At 48.6% G+C, this 17,496-nt stretch carries 16 protein-coding genes, 1 tRNA gene and 1 pseudogene; 14 read left to right on the forward strand and 4 right to left on the reverse strand.

The window, feature by feature from the left end; translation table 11 throughout:
* Positions 1 to 238 precede the first annotated feature (238 nt).
* Both ACPUC7_RS15060 and ACPUC7_RS15065 read left to right on the forward strand, forming a co-directional pair.
* Positions 239 to 333, forward strand: a tRNA-Sec gene (locus tag ACPUC7_RS15060).
* Positions 334 to 495: 162 nt separating this feature from the next.
* A complete protein-coding gene (locus ACPUC7_RS15065; RefSeq protein ID WP_494923526.1) occupies positions 496 to 1,671 on the forward strand; it encodes a tyrosine-type recombinase/integrase in 1,176 nt (391 codons plus the stop codon).
* Positions 1,672 to 1,684: 13 nt separating this feature from the next.
* Here ACPUC7_RS15065 and ACPUC7_RS15070 read toward each other — a convergent pair whose 3' ends face one another.
* The 3 genes from ACPUC7_RS15070 to sid all read right to left on the reverse strand — a co-directional run bounded on the left by ACPUC7_RS15070 (position 1,685) and on the right by sid (position 4,141).
* Positions 1,685 to 2,854: a hypothetical protein gene (locus ACPUC7_RS15070; RefSeq protein ID WP_494923527.1), complete on the reverse strand. Its 1,170-nt coding sequence runs from the start codon at positions 2,852 to 2,854 to the stop codon at positions 1,685 to 1,687.
* A gap of 322 nt (positions 2,855 to 3,176) precedes the next feature.
* The gene (locus tag ACPUC7_RS15075) at positions 3,177 to 3,428 is read right to left on the reverse strand and encodes an ogr/Delta-like zinc finger family protein (RefSeq protein ID WP_494923528.1); all 252 of its coding nucleotides are present in this window, start codon (positions 3,426 to 3,428) and stop codon (positions 3,177 to 3,179) included.
* Positions 3,425 to 4,141: a capsid size-determining scaffold Sid gene (gene sid / locus ACPUC7_RS15080; RefSeq protein WP_494923529.1), complete on the reverse strand. Its 717-nt coding sequence runs from the start codon at positions 4,139 to 4,141 to the stop codon at positions 3,425 to 3,427. The genes ACPUC7_RS15075 and sid overlap by 4 nt, the downstream gene beginning before the upstream one ends.
* Positions 4,142 to 4,663: 522 nt before the next feature.
* Between sid and ACPUC7_RS15085 the strand changes: the two genes are divergently transcribed.
* From ACPUC7_RS15085 to ACPUC7_RS15125, 9 genes and pseudogenes are all read left to right on the forward strand, one after another.
* A complete protein-coding gene (locus tag ACPUC7_RS15085; RefSeq protein ID WP_494923530.1) occupies positions 4,664 to 4,921 on the forward strand; it encodes a helix-turn-helix transcriptional regulator in 258 nt (85 codons plus the stop codon).
* Complete coding sequence (locus ACPUC7_RS15090) at positions 4,918 to 5,166, forward strand: hypothetical protein (protein WP_494923531.1); 249 nt, start codon at positions 4,918 to 4,920, stop codon at positions 5,164 to 5,166. The genes ACPUC7_RS15085 and ACPUC7_RS15090 overlap by 4 nt, the downstream gene beginning before the upstream one ends.
* 13 nt (positions 5,167 to 5,179) lie before the next feature.
* Positions 5,180 to 5,704, forward strand: coding sequence for a host cell division inhibitor Icd-like protein (locus tag ACPUC7_RS15095; protein ID WP_494923532.1), 525 nt, complete (start codon positions 5,180 to 5,182; stop codon positions 5,702 to 5,704).
* A pseudogene (locus ACPUC7_RS15100) lies at positions 5,701 to 5,979 on the forward strand (hypothetical protein). Before ACPUC7_RS15095 ends, ACPUC7_RS15100 begins: the two are co-directional and overlap by 4 nt.
* Complete coding sequence (locus tag ACPUC7_RS15105; RefSeq protein WP_494923533.1) at positions 5,969 to 6,307, forward strand: DUF5375 family protein; 339 nt, start codon at positions 5,969 to 5,971, stop codon at positions 6,305 to 6,307. Before ACPUC7_RS15100 ends, ACPUC7_RS15105 begins: the two are co-directional and overlap by 11 nt.
* A 14-nt stretch (positions 6,308 to 6,321) precedes the next feature.
* Entirely contained in the window at positions 6,322 to 8,634 is a 2,313-nt protein-coding gene (locus tag ACPUC7_RS15110) for a primase-like DNA-binding domain-containing protein (protein ID WP_494923534.1), read from the forward strand.
* 403 nt (positions 8,635 to 9,037) lie between these two features.
* Positions 9,038 to 9,802 carry a hypothetical protein gene (locus tag ACPUC7_RS15115; protein WP_494923535.1) on the forward strand — a complete coding sequence of 255 codons (765 nt, stop codon included), beginning with the start codon at positions 9,038 to 9,040 and terminating at the stop codon, positions 9,800 to 9,802.
* A gap of 40 nt (positions 9,803 to 9,842) precedes the next feature.
* Complete coding sequence (locus tag ACPUC7_RS15120) at positions 9,843 to 11,144, forward strand: KAP family P-loop NTPase fold protein (protein WP_494923536.1); 1,302 nt, start codon at positions 9,843 to 9,845, stop codon at positions 11,142 to 11,144.
* A gap of 789 nt (positions 11,145 to 11,933) precedes the next feature.
* Positions 11,934 to 12,233, forward strand: a complete 300-nt coding sequence (locus tag ACPUC7_RS15125; protein ID WP_494923537.1) for a contact-dependent growth inhibition system immunity protein — start codon at positions 11,934 to 11,936, stop codon at positions 12,231 to 12,233.
* Positions 12,234 to 12,302: 69 nt separating this feature from the next.
* On the opposite strand, the gene torR is transcribed toward ACPUC7_RS15125, so the two are convergent.
* A complete protein-coding gene (gene torR, locus ACPUC7_RS15130; RefSeq protein ID WP_494923605.1) occupies positions 12,303 to 12,995 on the reverse strand; it encodes a two-component system response regulator TorR in 693 nt (230 codons plus the stop codon).
* 126 nt (positions 12,996 to 13,121) lie between these two features.
* Between torR and torC the strand changes: the two genes are divergently transcribed.
* Genes torC through torD form a run of 3 tightly spaced genes read left to right on the forward strand, consistent with a single transcriptional unit; the run spans position 13,122 to position 17,450 of the window.
* Positions 13,122 to 14,285, forward strand: a complete 1,164-nt coding sequence (gene torC / locus ACPUC7_RS15135) for a pentaheme c-type cytochrome TorC (protein ID WP_494923538.1) — start codon at positions 13,122 to 13,124, stop codon at positions 14,283 to 14,285.
* A 10-nt stretch (positions 14,286 to 14,295) separates the two neighbouring features.
* Positions 14,296 to 16,830, forward strand: coding sequence for a trimethylamine-N-oxide reductase TorA (torA, locus tag ACPUC7_RS15140; protein WP_494923539.1), 2,535 nt, complete (start codon positions 14,296 to 14,298; stop codon positions 16,828 to 16,830).
* Positions 16,827 to 17,450: a molecular chaperone TorD gene (gene torD / locus ACPUC7_RS15145; protein ID WP_494923540.1), complete on the forward strand. Its 624-nt coding sequence runs from the start codon at positions 16,827 to 16,829 to the stop codon at positions 17,448 to 17,450. Before torA ends, torD begins: the two co-directional genes overlap by 4 nt.
* The last annotated feature ends 46 nt before the right edge of the window (positions 17,451 to 17,496 follow it).

The following is a 17,496-nucleotide window of genomic DNA, read 5'->3' on the forward strand; positions in this document are numbered from 1 at the left end:
TATCAAGATTAATATCTTATCCTATCTGATAAAACCACTGATAACCTGCCAAATCCAGCCATCACTTAGCCACATCAAGACCAACTGTAGAAAATGGCGATAAGTTCAGCGCGAATCAGTCACCATAAATGGCGACCCTGCGGCGTTTTGTCGTATGAGATCAATTTAACTGAACGCGTAAGTGAGTATTCCTAGCCGCTATTTGCGCATCCCGCTATAATCCGCCAGCTTCCTGTGAGGAAGATCGTCGTCTCCGGTGAGGCGGCCGGACTTCAAATCCGGTTGGGGCCGCCAGCGGTCCCGGGCAGGTTCGACTCCTGTGATCTTCCGCCACTACACTTCCGCAGCCTTCCGATAAAATCTTAAATTCCTTTTAAAAACAGCCATATTAGCATTTTACCTGTCCGTATGAGTCCTACAGCATCTGCCAGAATCCACGACAAATGTGTATAGTGATGCGTATAGAATTTTTATACACACTTTAGACTTATACACATGGCTCTTACAGACATACAAATTCGACGCGCAAAACCTCAAGAAAAGCCTTACACCCTCAGCGACGGCCTCGGGCTGGCTTTACTCATCAATCCGGATGGCAGTAAAGGCTGGCGCTTTCGCTATCGCTTCAACGACAAAGCTAAGCTGATGTCGTTTGGCTCATACAGTCTCGTTTCACTTGCTGAGGCGAGAGAGAAGCGCGATGTGGCGCGCAAGCAGGTAGCTAATGGCATTGATCCAGTTGAGGAGCGCAAGGCTCAAAAGTTGGCGCTTAAAATCTCCACGGAGAACTCATTCGAAGCCATTAGCCGTGAATGGCATACGAATAAGGCTGATCGTTGGACGGTGGCTTATCGCGAGGAGATCATTAAGACCTTTGAGCAAGATGTGTTTCCATTTATTGGCAGTCGCCCTATATCGGAAATTAAACCGATGGAATTGCTTGAGGTGCTTCGCCGTATTGAAAAGCGTGGTGCGCTAGAGAAAACGCGTAAGGTGCGTCAGCGCTGCGGCGAGGTTTTTCGTTATGCGATCATCACGGGTAGAGCTGAGTACAATCCAGCTCCTGATTTGGCTATCGCGCTGGCAGTGCCTAAGCAAAAGAACCACCCTTATCTATCTGCTGATGAATTACGTCATTTTGTAAGGGATCTGGAAGCGTACACTGGGAGCAACATTACTAAGAATGCGACAAAGATTGTAATGTTAACTGGTGTAAGAACACAGGAAATGCGTTTTGCAACTTGGGATGAGGTTGATCTTGAAAAGGGTATATGGGAAATTCCTGCTGAACGAATGAAAATGCGCAGGCCTCACATTGTGCCTCTTTCCACGCAGGTGATTGAACTTTTCAAGCAGCTAATGCCTATTACCGGCCATTATCCTTATATTTTTATTGGTAGAAATAACCGCAGCAAACCTATCTCCAAAGAAAGTGTCACGCAAGTTATTGAGTTACTGGGCTATAAAGGGCGAGCTACAGGACATGGATTTAGGCATACAATGTCAACAATTCTACATGAGAAAGGATATGATAGCGCTTGGGTTGAAATGCAATTAGCGCACGTAGATAAAAATAAAATTCGCGCGATATATAATCATGCTCAGTATTACGAAGATCGGAAAAAAATGATGCAATGGTTTAGCGACTTTCTTTTGAATGGTGGTCTGTAACCACCGTTCAAAACTAAATGTTATTTATTATCCCTTTGAGATTCTGAATGTAATATTCCAAATCATACTCATTCAGTTCAAATCCTTGAGAATGTACTATTACATTTCTAACATGAGATAAATTAACAATCGAATCATATATAGCCTCATCGATAAGCTGTCTTTCTCTAAGATCTCGTGAAAGGGATATGATACTTAAATAACCTCTTTCTTTAGGTATCCCAGCTTTAACAGCAAGATCTTTGATCCTTTTTTCTAAAGCTCGCCAACTTAACAAAAATTCTCCAACTTTGTAGTTTGTACTTACTGCAGCATTTTCTGCCAGCTCTTCCCTTTCCTCTTCCGGCACTGTAATCTTCTCTAAGGAAGATATTGCCCCTTCAATAATGGGCTTAATTTCACTGCTCATTTCCATTAATATATCGAAATCATTTCTTTCGAAGAAGTTATTATGTGCAACCTTACATCTAATTAAATATAACTTTTCCCACCTCGATTTGAGTAGGCTCTCTTCACAATCTACATGTTTTTGAAAATAACGCTGCCAGTTTGACTTTGGTATAAAGTCTCTAACGTCATCTATGGGTATAGAATCTCCATCGTGATTTTTTATTTTACGTATAAGCCCATCTAAATCTTGAGTTCTATACGAATCAAAAAGAAATGTAGATAACTGTATAAAATCAGCATCATATAAATAGTTATTTGAACCTTGCTGTTTTTTATCTCTTCTGATTTTTTTAAGTTCATCTGGAATTGCCGTTTCAGACCACCCCAAACCCACGTTTGTTAGCATAAATTTTGTAATTAACTTTCTCATGAGATTTTCTAGCTCATGAATAATTGGGTATGCTTTACGCGAATAGCTATAACTGACATCATCCCATAACGTCTGAATGTTGTTATTTGATGCCAAATTAAGCAAACCCCTTATAACTCTCAAAAAAGCAGAAAACAACCCCAAGTCTTCAGAAGAACTTGCCAATTTAAGATTAAATATTTTGTATTTTTCTGAAGGTGTGCTTTCCTCAACCACATCAATATCGAACTCATTTCCTTTATACTTAGCTTTTTTACCAGAAAGCGTTATATCAGAATCCGACTGAAGAAAATTCAAAAAAGATTTTTTCGTTTTACAAAATGAATTTTTTAATTCAATAGTGACCAAATATTCTACTTTCATTTAATCCCCAGTTTCGACATTTGATGCAATCCTAGCACCAAGTACAAAATGCTTTGGTTATCAAACTACATTTTTCATTCGCGCGCAATGCTATCCCCGCCACGCCTGCCCGCTTTATGCACCGCTTTTCATGCAGGTGCATAAAGCTATTGAATCCGCGCCCTGTCTGGCCTCAACGCATCCCGCTGACGCATGGTTTTGCATGCGAATCCATGCACTCTATGCATGCACGGCTCTTTATAAACCGGCTTGCCAGAAAAAAGGCTCCAAACGGCGAATAGCAGACACAAAAAAGCCGCTGTGTAATCAGCGGCTGCGAAGATTAATGAGTGATTCGAAATGCTGAGCCGTATCGGCCTAACGTCTGTCGTTCTTTAACCGGCATCGGCGCAACTTCCTCAATTGTTTCCGGCGGTGGCGGCGAAGTAATGACTTTCGTGATGCTTTCGTTCGTCTTAAACGTGCATGAGCAATCCAGATTCGTGCACTGGTGATAACGCTCTTTTACCTGCTCTGACATATAGCGGCTGGATTTCGCATGCGCCGGGCTTTTGCAGAAGGGGCAGTGCATCATTTCTTTACTTCCCCCTGCAGTTTAGCGCGTTGCTCTCGAATAGTTGTGCCAAGTCTCTGGCGGCGCGAAAATGAATTGTAGAGTCCCATATCAACACCTGTCAGCGCAGGCCGGTACAGACCAATATTTTCCAGCAGTGGAGCCTCGCGCAAAATACTTTCAGGTAACGCCGCAGCAGCTCGCGTCAGAGCTTCCCCCACAACCCCGGCAACGTCGCGGATAGTATCGCGATCGTCCCCGGTAAAGGTCGGTGAGATTTTTTCACGCTGTATGCGTAGCTTAATCGCCCAAAGCAACGACGGGCTGACGTTGCGCAGCGCCGACTGCCAGTGTGCATCCGCGAATTCCGTAAAAGCTGTACTGTGTGACTCGATTAATTCCTTACCGCTGGTACAGCAGCACAGCATGGCGTATTGCTTATCCAACTCCAGTTCTTTCAACAACCCTGCAAACTCATCGGCCAGCTCGCGGTTGGCGATGCGCTGAGTATGTTCGGCGCGAAGTTCCTCAGTGAGATTACCGCGCAGTTTTCGAAAATTAGTGCGCCAGTTGCTCTCTGCTTCCTTGCCCGCCTCTAGAGCGGCCTGACGCTCTTTTTCGCAACGAGTGATGTTAGCGACAACACCATTAAATTCTGTCATCTGCGCAGTGTGTCCCGCTCGCGCTTTCTCAAATCGAATCAGTGAGGCTGGTTTGTTTTCTGCATTGCTCATCGTCGTCTCGCATCGTCTGTAAAGGATGAAGACATTCTGTCGTGCACCAACGGACAAATCATTTCATTGCTTTCCGCCTGTCGCTCAGCAAACAAACCAAAAATTGAGACTGGATCACTCCTTAAAGACTTTTAGTTCTTATAAAACTATTCACTACTGTTCACTAAAGTAAAAAAGATAATAAATACAATAATTAAAGAGGTGAACAGTTACATGTTAAGTCTTCACTCAGTATTCACTGGTCTTCACCGTCTTTCAAATAACAGCCTTTCTCTGGCTAGCTGTTTATAGAATTTATTCCTATAAATTTGGCAATTTCAATTACCGTTAGATATTAAAAAGCAACGTTTGGCACCCCCTAGCAAACAGGGTGTAACAGGATAGAACAGAGCTTATTTTTTGCTCATTTATCAGCAAGCAGGGGGTTGTTTACATTAGATAAAATATTCTCAAAATAGCGAGTTACCTGAAGACACACCCGGAACCGGGCAGCACCGACCGGACTCATTATGAGGTAACACCATGCATGCCGTTTCCCCTATTCCAACCCCAATGACGTCTTTAGCTGGCAACGTCTCTTACCCCCGTGATCGCTTCATGCGCCTACCAGAAGTGATCAACACCTGCGGCCTTTCCCGCTCAACTATTTATGACTTAATCAGCCGTGAGCAGTTTCCGTCGCAGATTTCCCTTGGTGGTAAAAACGTTGCATGGCTGGCCTCTGAAATTGATGGCTGGATGCAGTCGCGTATCGCACAGCGCGCAGGGGGTGCAGCATGATCACACTCAATTTCGACACACGCTCATTCCCGTTGACCAAAGATGAAGCAACCTTCATAGCAGAAAGCCTTACAAGCGCGCTCAGTAATAAACCACCAACCTCACCTTCTTTTAACAGCGGGATGCACGGCCATATTTCGGTTCTGGGCAACAAAGCTCAGTCAAGAAATCACATAACGGGTAAAGCTGACAGCAAACGCCGATCAAATCCGCAGCAGTCCGATCAAGTCCTGACCGATTGCTAGGGAAAACGTCCAGATGAACGAAAAAAGCCTTTTCTCTGGCGAGCGACCGTTATACAGTTTCCCCGCTGTCGCAAAATCGGCAGCCGGGCGTGAGAACCCGAGCTTCTTCAAGGCGACACCAGACGCGCCATGCGTCTTTTTTTGTGTCTATGCCCTCGTGCACCTTTCTTTTGCGTTGCGGTTCTTATGCCGTAGCTGCATCCGAGTAATGGTGATCCGGGCGGGGCAGCCTTCGGGCTGGCCGGTTTCCTTGAAGGCCGGTTTCTCACCCCCGTTCGGGTCGCCACCAGAGCGTGAGAACTCCGGTGGTGGCGTTAACCGCTACTTCAAGGAGATTGCCACTATGGCAACGGTTCTTACTATTGCTCGCCCCAAATTCACCTTTATTTTCGCCGCCGTGCGCCGCACCGATCGCGCTGCCCGTCCTTGTATGCTGCGCTTTGCGGCAGAAGACGAGCGCACAGCCCGCGCCAATTTCGTTCGTGACTATGTCCTGTGCTTCGCTGGCCGCGTGCCAGTACAGGCGGTGGCTGCATGAATACTCTTGCCGCTCGCACCAACAGCAATAGCAATAGCAATAGCACCTATTCAATTCCACACGCCGATTATCTACGCCTGCTGCATGCTCATTCCGTCGGCGTAACAGTGCTTGATATGTTCGATTCCGTTCATTGACTCAGCGCTCAAAGCTGCGTACCAGACAGCGCCGCGCTGGCTTCTGTCGTTGCCCTTCTCACCGATCAGCTCGGTAAAGTCGTTGAAACCTGTGATTCCCTGATTCTTGCCACGGAGGCTCGCCCTGATGAACTCTAATAATTCCTGCTTACCTGTTGAAGTCCGTACTGCCGTTTACCGTCGTGCGCTGGCGCAGGGTTATCTCAACGCCTGCAAAACGCTGGGCATCACCGTTGCGGCAACGCTCGACGAACTACAGATGACTATCGCGCTCGAGCTGGAAGGATTTTACGTGCGTCGCCATGGCGCAGAAGCCGGAATGGAAATGGCATGCACCATGCTGGGCGATATGGTTGAACCTGATCTGCTGACCGCGCCGCCGCGCCTGACCCGACTTGGCGCAACCATGATGGATGAGCTGTTTTGCAGCCAGCTTGCCGCTACTCGCCGCGCCACGTTGCACTGAGGGAGCTCGAGCAGATGAAACACATAGTCTCTGACACGGTAAAAGCGGCCGCCGGATATTGGCCGCAACTGCTGCCCGCGCTCGGCATCAGTATTAACACTAACGGCAGACATGGCGCATGCCCGGTTTGCGGCGGCAAAGATCGTTTCCGCTTTGACAATCAGGACGGTCGCGGGACGTGGCACTGCAACCAGTGCGGAGCCGGTGACGGCCTGAATCTGGTTGAGAAGGCGCTTGACGTCAGCGCCAGAGAGGCGGCAATCAAAATCGCCGATATGCTCGGCGCGCTGCCACCGGTATCTATAGCGCCGGTGAACACAGTGGATAAAGCAGTCGCACAATCTGAGGCCGCCGCACGGGCGCAGAAGCTGATCGCCGCCGCCGTCAGCCGCACGGATAACGCCTACCTTTTATCGAAAGGGCTGCACAGCACCGAAGCGTTAACGCTGGCTGCCGGTCTGCGTTGTGGCGGTATCAGTTTTGCGGCTGGCGATCTGGTTGTGCCGCTAACCGATGAAAGTGGCAACGCCGTTAACATCCAGCTAATCAGCGCCGCTGGCGACAAGCGCACCCTGCCCGGCGGACAGGTGAAAGGCGCTTATCATCTTGCAGGCGAGCCTGACGGCAAAACGCTGTGGCTCACCGAAGGTTATGCAACCGGCCTGACGGTTCAGCGCCTGACCGGGCAGCCGGTTTATGTGGCGCTCAGCGCCAATAATCTGCCGGCGCTTGCCGCGCAGCTACGCAAAACCCATTCAGATGCGCTGATGCTGATTGCCGCCGATCGCGACGACAACGGCACAGGCCAGCTAAAGGCTGAGGAAGCCGCGAAAGCCTGTAAGGGCAAGGCCGCTTTACCGCCGGAAACCGGCGACTGGAACGACGTCTGGCAGGCACAGGGCGACATCACGACGCAGGCGCTACTCACCGCCTTTACTCAGCCCCATAAACCAAGCCCGTTTGAGTCGGTGAGCGAAGCCGACCTTAAAGCCATGAGCGCCAGCGAAAAGGCGGAACTGCTGGTCGATCACTACGGGCAGGCGCTGGCTGTGCCGCCCGTCGGGGAGGAAATCTGCCGTTATGAGAACGGCGCGTGGCAGGTGATGCCGGTGCAGACGCTGCGCCGCGAGATCGCCGCGCTGTTTCAGAAGGTGCGCGCACCGTTTTCAGCGGCCGGAATTGGCAGCGTGCTCGATACGCTCAAGCTAATGGTGCCGCAAATGGGCGAACCGGCGCGCCGCCTGATTGGTTTCCGAAATGGGGTATTTGATACGACCAACGGCACATTCAGCCCGCACCGCCGTGAGAACTGGCTGCGCACGGTAAACAGCGTTGATTACTCTGCGCCGCGCCCCGGTGAAAATCTCGCAGACCACGCGCCTAACTTCTACCGCTGGTTAACGCGGGCGGCCGGACACAATGACGAGAAGCAGGAGCGCATCCTCGCGGCGTTATTTATGGTGCTGGCAAACCGCTACGACTGGCAGATGTTCCTTGAGGTAACTGGTCCAGGTGGAAGCGGGAAAAGCGTTTTAGCGTCGATCGCCACGCTACTCGCTGGCCGAGATAACACCACGTCCGCCACCATCGACACACTGGAATCATCGCGCGAACGCGCCAGCGTGGTCGGATTTTCGCTGATTATTCTGCCCGATCAGGAAAAATGGAGTGGCGACGGCGCGGGTATTAAGGCGATTACCGGCGGTGATGCGGTAGCCATCGATCCCAAGTATCGCGATGCGTATTCAACGCATATTCCGGCGGTGATTTTGGCGGTAAACAATAATCCGATGCGTTTCAGCGATCGCAGCGGAGGCGTGTCGCGTCGCCGGGTTATCCTGACTTTCCCGGAAGTGATACCGGCGAAAGAGCGCGATCCGCAGCTACTGGATAAAATCAGCAACGAGCTGGCCGTCATTGTTCGTCATCTGATGCAGCGCTTCGCGTCACCCGATGAAGCGCGCGAGCTGCTGCAGGCGCAGCAGTCATCCGGCGAAGCGCTGGAGATAAAGCGACAAGCCGATCCGCTGGTCGATTTCTGCGGCTATCTGATGCCGCTGAGCACGCCTAACGGGCTGTTTATCGGTAACGCCAACATTCGCCCGATTAACCCGAAGCGCTACCTCTACCATGCTTATCTGTCGTTTATGGAGTCGCGCGGCCATCAGCACCCGCTTAGCCTGACGGCTTTCGGCCAGGCGGTGCCGCAAACACTGAAAGAATACGAGCGCGTACTATTAAAGCGACGAACGAATAACGGCATACAAACCAACTTAACACTGCATGAGGACAGCGAGTCAGATTGGCTGCCCGCATGCCGCGCGTGATGATTCACTACATATAAACCGGCTCAGGCCGGTTTTTTAAATTTAACTCAATGAATAAATTCTGCCAATGTCCGCACTGAGCAATCTGCGGGTATTACCAGCAGTATCCTGTATGTATCAATTCGAATAAGGCCATATTGCCAAAAAGGGCAGTTGTGTACAACGCATGAACCTGATATGGATGGTTGTTTCAGAATATCAAAAATTGCATCCTTCCAAACTTTTTATTGGGTATTATAAGTCTATTCACATCATTTAGAACTCATAGTCGATAAGTCTGTGTACATTGAAGATGCTTTCAGGATCACCAATAAGTATGGCCGGATTGATGGTAAGGTGCGTTAAAATCATAGTATGATTCTATATGATTTGAATAACCTACCTTTCAGATTAAGGACTAAGAATGTACTTTTGGACATACATCAAGCTATTGGCAAAAGCAGTGAAGGAGTTAGTTGAGTTAGTCGCATCAATTAAATCAATTATAATTGCCGTGATTTTATCAATTGGATACGCATTAACAAAAAACCTTTTTGAACCATTGCATAGATACGAAAAGCTCACTCCTATATTTATATGTTTTATTATTGTTATAGTTGTTGTGTCGGCAAGCTATCGCATTTGGAAAGATGAAAGGTTAAAAAATGAAGTTAATGAAAAAAATGCCTTTAACATTGAATGCAAGCAAGTGCAATATGGATTGCAATCATTTAGCGGCATAGGTATTTCATCAATAAATTTCAATTATACCTTTTTGGCCTATAATGAAACCGATCATCCAATAACCTTAATTAAGGTTAACCTTGATAACATCAAGAAAACATTGGGAATTATCCATATAAAAGATAAGAACCAGTCAAGCCCGAACTCATTCCCATTAAAAATAGAAAGAAAATCCAGTGAGAGATTTATTTTACCTATTAATTATGAAGTGAAACCATTATCTCTGGATGAACAATTTGAGATCTATTCTAAAATGGTGAATCTTAAAGTTCCCGTAACTTGCAAGTACGACACTTATAATGGTGAAAAAGAGTTAGAAATCATTGTAACTTTAGACTGTCGTGATTTTTTTAATGAGATTTTAAATTCAACAAACAACCCTTTAAACGTTCTCAATAGGGAAAAGTTGAAGGTTGTTTTAGCAAGAATGGAAGCATCTGTGTAATCGAGAAAGATGCAATGCGATAATTTATTAGGAGCTACCAATGAAGTTAACGATGCCTTTGGTTGATTACAGTGACGGTTTCAGCAGAACAAATGATATTTTTAATCGAAAACCTCTAAGTGAAAAACTTGAAAATATCATAAGAAAATCTGAAGATGAAAGCCTTGTCATCGCTTTGGATGATAGTTGGGGGAGTGGGAAAACTACATTTTTAAAAATGTGGGAAGGTGAAATAATTAAGAATGATGAATTCAAAGTAGTTTACTTTGACGCATTTCAAAACGATTTCCAGAGTGATCCCTTTGTTGCCCTATCAGCTAAATTATATGCCTTGGTTGAAGATAATGATCTTAAGAAAAGATACCTTGAAGCAACAAAAAAAATGGGCGGTGTAGTGCTCAGAGCAGCGGCAAAAATTGGAGTTGGAGCACTTACATTAGGCTTAGTCAAAGGTTCGGATATTGAAGATATTAGCGAAAGTGTATCAGATGCAATTTCAAACCCTATAGAATCCTATATTGAAGAAAAACTTAAGGGTGCAGAGCAAGAAGAAAAAACCATTGAACACTTTAAAAAAGTTCTTTCTGAAATTGCCGAAGAGAAAAAATTAATTTTCATTATTGACGAACTTGACAGGGCGAGACCAAATTATTCCTTAGAACTACTTGAACGTGTAAAACATATATTTAACAGTAAGAATATATTTTTCATTCTTGCAACAAATAAGAAGCAACATTTGAGTATAATAAAAAAGACTTACGGTGATATTGACGCAAATACTTATTTGAATAAGTTCATCCATTTTTGGTTTAACTTGCCCGCCTATAATCGATTGCTGCAAAATAATCACGTCATTGACATCTATGCAGATAAAATACAGACAGCATTAGATAATAAAAACAATGAAAAGAAAATGGCATTTGACTGTCTTAAAACGCTTATCAGAGGAAACGGATGTTCACTACGTGATTATGAGAGGTGCTATGCTCTACAAATGCTTGTCCTTGCAGCAGCACCTGAAGAATTAAGATGGGAATTTCAAATTGGGGTTGCAATACTTGTATTTCTCAAGGTTAAAGATGAAGTGAACTATGAACGAGTTAGAGATAATAAGATCGAGTCAAGAAGTGAACTAATGGGGATTTTAAATCTACCAGACACCTATAAAGTAAAAGCTATTTTCCCATTCTATGTGGCAATTAATACAGAGTACATGTCGGAAGAAGAGTTTAATAGCGTTCCTGAGTCGGAGAGTAGAACAGTTTTTAATGAAACATTCGGTGACCAGTTGAAGGTGATTACAGGTAGCATTGAGTTTATTGAAAACTTATTGGTTGAATAATTCAAAAGCCAGAATGATATTCATTCTGGCTTCTATAGTTATATCCTTCAAAAAGTCTATTAATCTGTTCTTTATCAATCAAAACACTTTCACTTATCTCACTCTTCATTAAACGCCTTATGAAGATTTCAGATAGCTGACTAATAGAATTAAAAAAGCAAATAACCTCATGAGTTTCTGAATAATATGACGCTGTAAGAAATATAGATAATTGATTAAAGAAATTCTTAAAAAGTGTCTGGAAATAAAAACCGGCAGACTAAAAATATCTTCACGGCTGATAAGTCTAAAATGGCTTTGCAATATTTGCCACTGGCAAATAGCTGTCCATTGCAAGCTTGTAGCGCCTAATTGCTTAATTCATGCATACAGGGTTAAGCCTGTTATTTCATTAGGTTGGGGTGATCACCCACAGTGTATACGTGTGAACATCAATTCTTAGACCATTCACTATATAAACAATTGAATTTAAATAAAAAAAATAGAAAGTGAACAGTGTGAACACTTTCATGCAAAATCATTTTTGGCTACTAATGGGGTGATATGCGGAGCATTTGGTAAATTGCCAAGAAGATTTACCGTGTATAAAATCATGTATAAATCCAATTACAACAAAAAGTAAAATTTATAAATAACAATAACTTGACCTAAAAACCCTACTCCTGTGATCTTCCGCCACTTCCTCGCATTTCTTTCGTTTTCCCGCCTAAATGTACCTAACTCGGCTAATAAGTCTGAACATTACGCAACCTGTAAGTCCTGCTTACAAGTTCGACTGGAAGGTATCCAATGCAAAATTACCCCAACCTGGACCAGCTAATTTTCTGCCATTTCAATCAAGATGCAGACTTGATCAATGATGGCGAAACCTCGATTACAGGCATTCTTGGGTTTTACAAAAGATTGGCATTACCGGAAACGCTAAACGATCTAGTCATCGAAGTGGATGCCTTTATCGCGGCACATGGTCAGCAGTTGGAAAGCGTGTTTGATAAGCGCTATGAATCTGATTTTTCACCCAAGCTTTGGGAAACCAGCGCGCAGGAATTTTTACTGACGGTTCGCCGCATCGCAGCTGAAGAGTTGTAAAGAACTAACAGGAACAGGTAATAACAGAGGCAAGGCGTGGGGAATTAACGAGGTGAATGGCGGACTTTTCTAGCAAACCTCAGCAGCCAGCAAATAGCCTTCGCCGTGGCGCGTGACAAACAGTTCGCGGTGTAACTTTCGTCGCAGGCGGCGAATCAGCACATCAATGGTGCGCACATCGGGTTGATCGACGCGATGCGATGTCAGCATGCGCAGCAACCGTTCACGGCTGAAGATCTGGCCGGGATTAGTGACAAACGCCACCAGCATTTCATATTCGGCACGTGTCAGTTTTATCGTGCTGCCTTCATGCATTAGCGTGTGACGCGCAATATTCAGGCTGTAACCCGCAAACAGATAACTGTTCTCTTCCGCGAGCGGCGGCGCGTGGCGTGCCAGATCGATGCGCCACAGCAGGTTCTTTACCCGCACTTCCAGCTCGCGCAAATCCAGCGGTTTGCTGACGTAATCATCAGCGCCCATTTCCAAACCGACAATACGATCAATCGGCTCATTACGCTCGGTCACCAGAATAATCCCCACCGCGCCACGTTCACGCAGTGCGCGTGTGAGCTGCAAACCGTTTTCGCCCGGCAGATGGATATCCAGCAGCACTAAGTCAATCGGCTGTAACAACATCTGCTCACGCAAGTCCGCGCCATTAGCGGCCAGCGAGACGCGATACCCGCGCTGCGCAAAGTAATCCCGCATCTGCATTTGTATTGCTTTATCGCTTTCCACGATCACCATGTGATGCATCATTTTCTCTCCCTGTTGTTCATAACTGTTCATATGTCGCCTCATCCTGTTCATAGCGACCGCTGACCTTGTTCACATCTCATCCCTAAAATTGCCGCGTATTACCGCTCCAACACCAGGGTTATAACAATGAAATCACTCTTAAAGAGATTACGCCGCCCCAGCGCACGCTGGTCGGTGCTGGCGATCCTGCTGGTCGGGATCGTCATTGGCTTGGCGATTATTGTGGTGCCGCATACCGGGATCAAACTCACCAGTTCGACTGAATTTTGTATTAGCTGCCACGGCATGCAGCAGCCCTATAAGGAATACAAACAGTCTACCCACTTTAAAAATCCATCGGGCGTGCGTGCCGAGTGCCGCGATTGCCACATCCCACGCGATATTCCGGGCATGCTAAAGCGCAAGCTGGAAGCAAGTAATGATCTCTATCAGGCTCTGATCGCGCGTTCGATTGATACGCCAGAGAAGTTTGAAGCCAAGCGCCTGATTCTTGCCGAACGCGAGTGGAAGCGCATGAAAGAGAGCAACTCGGCGGTGTGTCGCGGTTGCCACAATTACGACGCGATGGATCACACGCGGCAGAAACCTGAAGCCGCGCGCCAGATGAGCGCCGCCGCGCTGGAAAATCGTTCCTGCATTGATTGCCACAAAGGCATCACTCACCAACTGCCTGATATGAGCAGCGGATTCCGCAAACAGTTTGAAGAGATGCGCAAAAACGCGGACGCCAATAGCAGCGGCGATACCTTGTTCACGCTGGATATGAAGCCAATCTTTGCCAACAAAACTGACAACGCGCCTGCGGGTTCACTGTTGCCAGCTTCCGAAGTGCAAGTGATGAAACGTGACGGCGATTGGCTGCAAGTGCAGATCACCGGCTGGACAGAAACCCAAGGCCGCCAGCGCGTGCTATCGCTGCTGCCGGGCAAACGCATCTTCGTTTCCTCTATCCGCGACGATCTGCAAAAGAACGCCAAAACACTGGAAACCACCACCGTTGCCGCCACGCAAGTGGAGTGGAGCAAGCTGCAAACCACCGCGTGGATGCAAAAAGGCGACATGGTTAACGACAGCAAACCGATTTGGGCTTATGCCAGCGCGCTGTATAGCGGCACCTGCAATCAATGTCACGGCGCGCCGGATAAAGCGCATTTCGATGCCAACGGCTGGATCGGCACGCTTAACGGCATGATTGGTTTCACCAGTCTGGACAAGCGCGAAGAGCGCACCTTGCTGAAATATCTCCAATTGAATGCCTCCGATACCGGCGGCGCGCAGCAGCCACATTAAGGACGCGAGCATGAAAAATTCTGAGTCGTTTAACACTTCACGCCGCCGCTTCCTGGTTCAGCTGGGTGGATTGAGTGCCTTGGGCATGGTTGCGCCATCGCTGTTGGTGCCACGTCAGGTGCAGGCGGCAGCTAACGCGCCACAAGGCATTCTCACCGGATCGCATTGGGGCGCGATTCGCGCCACCGTGGTTGATGGTCGCTTTGTCAAAGCCACGCCGTTTGAGCAGGACAAATTTCCCAGCAAAATCATCGCTGGATTGCCCGATCACGTGCACGGCACCGCGCGCGTGCGCTATCCGATGGTGCGCGTAGATTGGCTGCGCAAACGTCATCTCAGCGATACGCGCCAACGTGGCGATAACCGCTTTGTGCGCGTCACTTGGGATGAAGCGCTGGACCTGTTTTATCAGGAGCTGGAACGCGTGCAGACCAGCTACGGCCCAAGCGCGTTACTGAGCAGCAGCGGCTGGCAATCCACCGGCATGTTCCATAATGCGGGTGGCATGTTAAGCCGCGCACTGGCGCTGCATGGCGCATCCGTGGGCAGCGGCGGTGATTATTCTACCGGTGCGGCGCAGGTGATTTTGCCGCGCGTAGTCGGTTCGATGGAAGTGTATGAACAGCAAACCTCGTGGCCGCTGGTGCTGGAAAACAGCAAAACCATCGTGCTGTGGGGTTCTGACATGGTGAAAAACCAGCAGGCTAACTGGTGGTGTCCGGATCACGATGTCTACGGCTATTACGCGCAGTTGAAAGAGAAAGTGGCGAGCGGCGAAATCCGCGTGATAAGCGTTGATCCGGTGGTTTCCAGCACGCATGAATTTTTAGGCCGCGAAAAGGTGCAGCATATCGCGCTGCATCCGCAAACGGATGTGCCGCTGTTGCTGGCGCTGGCACATACGCTCTACAGCGAAAAGCTGCATGACAGCGCCTTCCTCAGCACCTATTGCGTGGGGTTTGAGCAGTTCTTGCCGTATCTCAACGGCGATAACGACGGCCAGCCAAAAGACGCCGCGTGGGCGGCGAACTTAACCGGTATTGATGCCGACACCATTCGCGCGTTAGCCCGCCAGTTAGCCGCCGATCGCAGTCAAATCATTGCCGGTTGGTGTGTGCAGCGCATGCAGCATGGCGAACAATGGGCGTGGATGGTGGTGGTGTTAGCGGCGATGCTGGGACAAATGGGTTTGCCGGGCGGCGGTTTTGGTTTTGGCTGGCATTACAACGGTGCCGGAACCCCAACGCGCAATGGCGTGATTCTCAGTGGCTTCTCAAGTTCAACTACCACGCCGCCGCGTCACGCCAGCACTGATTTCAAAGGCTCCAGCAGCACCATTCCCATCGCGCGTTTCGTTGATGCGATGCTGGAACCAGGCAAAGTGATTAACTGGAACGGCAAACAGGTCACGCTGCCACAGTTAAAGATGTGCGTGTTTGCTGGCACCAACCCGTTCCATCGCCATCAGCAAACCAACCGTATCATTGAAGGTTGGCAGACGCTGGAAACCGTGGTGTCGATTGATAATCAGTGGACCGCCACCTGCCGCTTCGCCGATATCGTGCTGCCTGCCACCACGCAATTTGAGCGCAACGACATCGACCAATTCGGCAATCTGTCGAATCGCGGTTTGATTGGCATGAAGCAGATCGTGCCGCCGCAGTTTGAGGCGCGTAACGACTTCGATATTTTCCGCGATCTCTGTCGCCGCTTTGACCGCGAACAGGCCTTCACCGAAGGATTGGATGAGATGGGCTGGCTGAAGCGGATTTATCAGGATGGCGTGAAACAGGGCAAAGGCCGCGGCTTGCACCTGCCCGCTTTCGACGCCTTCTGGAACGATAGCGGATATGTTGAGTTTGCGGATCCAAAGCTGTTTGTCCGCCATCAAGCGTTCCGCAACGATCCCGATCTGGAACCTTTAGGCACGCCGAGCGGCTTAATCGAAATCTACTCGAAGAGCATTGCCGATCTGCAATACGCCGATTGTCAGGGCCATCCAATGTGGTTTGAAAAAACCGAGCGTTCGCACGGCGGGCCGGGATCGGCGCGCTATCCGCTGCATTTGCAGTCGGTACATCCCGATTTCCGTTTGCACTCGCAGCTGTGTGAATCGGAAACATTGCGCGCGCAGTACAGCGTGGCGGGCAAAGAGCCGGTGTATCTCAGCCCACAGGATGCAGCAGCACGCGGCATTCGTAGCGGCGATGTGGTGCGCGTATTCAATGCACGCGGTCAGGTGCTGGCGGGCGCGGTAGTCAGCGATCGTTACACGCCGGGCGTGATTCGCATCCATGAAGGCGCATGGTACAACCCGGATCGTGGTGGTGAAATCGGCGCGCTGTGTCTATATGGCAATCCGAATGTGCTAACGCTGGATATCGGTTCCTCACAACTGGCGCAGGCCACCAGCGCGCACACGGCGATTGTGAATATCGAGAAATATCAGGGCAATATTGCGCCAGTCACCGCTTTCACTGGCCCGACTGAGATGATCGCAAAATGTGATTACATCCCCAAACCGGATGAAGTGGGTGCGGCATGACGCCAGGGCATTTAAGCGCGCAGCATTATGCTTGCTTGTATAGCTGGTTCGCTGGGTTGTTTGCCCGCGAACTGGATGACGCGCAGTTAGCGCAGTTGCAAAGCCAGGACGTGGCGCGGTGGTTCGAGCATCTGGCGCAGCAGCCTACCTTGCAAGCGGGCGTGTTGGCGGCGCGCAACAGCATGGCGGCATTAGCGTTGCGCCGTGACGCGCGTCTGGAATTGGCGGCAGATTTTGCCGGCCTGTTCCTGATGTCGCAAAACAATGCGGCGCTGCCCTACGCTTCCTGCTATCAGCCCGACCAAACGCGTTTCAATCAGGCGGCCTGTGCAGAGATGCAGATATTGCTGCTACAAGCTGGATTGGAGCGCGATCAGGGCTTTCGTGAGCCGGAAGATCATCTGGCGATTTGTCTCGAACTGTTGAGCCATCTGAGTTTTGCCGTGAGTGAAGATTCGACCAATCTTGCCAGTTGTTTAGCCTTGCGGGAAAAAGCGCTGGCGCTGCTGATGAGTTGGCTGCCGGCGTTTACCGCGCATTGCGTTGAGCATGATGGGTTTGGTTTTTATGCCACACAAAGCCAGCTGCTGCTGGCGATTGTTGGGTTGGATCGGGCGTAATCCCCAGCAGTTAAGCACGATTCGGTCACCATAAATGGCGACCCTA

This window comes from Pantoea sp. CFCC18179 (genome assembly GCF_059412405.1).

Excerpts from the sequence above, each read along its gene's own strand:
- ACPUC7_RS15065 (WP_494923526.1), top strand. The coding sequence starts at position 496 with ATGGCTCTTACAGACATACAAATTCGACGCGCAAAACCTCAAGAAAAG.
- ACPUC7_RS15070 (WP_494923527.1), bottom strand. The coding sequence starts at position 2,854 with ATGAAAGTAGAATATTTGGTCACTATTGAATTAAAAAATTCATTTTGT.
- ACPUC7_RS15075 (WP_494923528.1), bottom strand. The coding sequence starts at position 3,428 with ATGATGCACTGCCCCTTCTGCAAAAGCCCGGCGCATGCGAAATCCAGC.
- sid (WP_494923529.1), bottom strand. The coding sequence starts at position 4,141 with ATGAGCAATGCAGAAAACAAACCAGCCTCACTGATTCGATTTGAGAAA.
- ACPUC7_RS15085 (WP_494923530.1), top strand. The coding sequence starts at position 4,664 with ATGCATGCCGTTTCCCCTATTCCAACCCCAATGACGTCTTTAGCTGGC.
- ACPUC7_RS15090 (WP_494923531.1), top strand. The coding sequence starts at position 4,918 with ATGATCACACTCAATTTCGACACACGCTCATTCCCGTTGACCAAAGAT.
- ACPUC7_RS15095 (WP_494923532.1), top strand. The coding sequence starts at position 5,180 with ATGAACGAAAAAAGCCTTTTCTCTGGCGAGCGACCGTTATACAGTTTC.
- ACPUC7_RS15105 (WP_494923533.1), top strand. The coding sequence starts at position 5,969 with ATGAACTCTAATAATTCCTGCTTACCTGTTGAAGTCCGTACTGCCGTT.
- ACPUC7_RS15110 (WP_494923534.1), top strand. The coding sequence starts at position 6,322 with ATGAAACACATAGTCTCTGACACGGTAAAAGCGGCCGCCGGATATTGG.
- ACPUC7_RS15115 (WP_494923535.1), top strand. The coding sequence starts at position 9,038 with ATGTACTTTTGGACATACATCAAGCTATTGGCAAAAGCAGTGAAGGAG.
- ACPUC7_RS15120 (WP_494923536.1), top strand. The coding sequence starts at position 9,843 with ATGAAGTTAACGATGCCTTTGGTTGATTACAGTGACGGTTTCAGCAGA.
- ACPUC7_RS15125 (WP_494923537.1), top strand. The coding sequence starts at position 11,934 with ATGCAAAATTACCCCAACCTGGACCAGCTAATTTTCTGCCATTTCAAT.
- torR (WP_494923605.1), bottom strand. The coding sequence starts at position 12,995 with ATGATGCATCACATGGTGATCGTGGAAAGCGATAAAGCAATACAAATG.
- torC (WP_494923538.1), top strand. The coding sequence starts at position 13,122 with ATGAAATCACTCTTAAAGAGATTACGCCGCCCCAGCGCACGCTGGTCG.
- torA (WP_494923539.1), top strand. The coding sequence starts at position 14,296 with ATGAAAAATTCTGAGTCGTTTAACACTTCACGCCGCCGCTTCCTGGTT.
- torD (WP_494923540.1), top strand. The coding sequence starts at position 16,827 with ATGACGCCAGGGCATTTAAGCGCGCAGCATTATGCTTGCTTGTATAGC.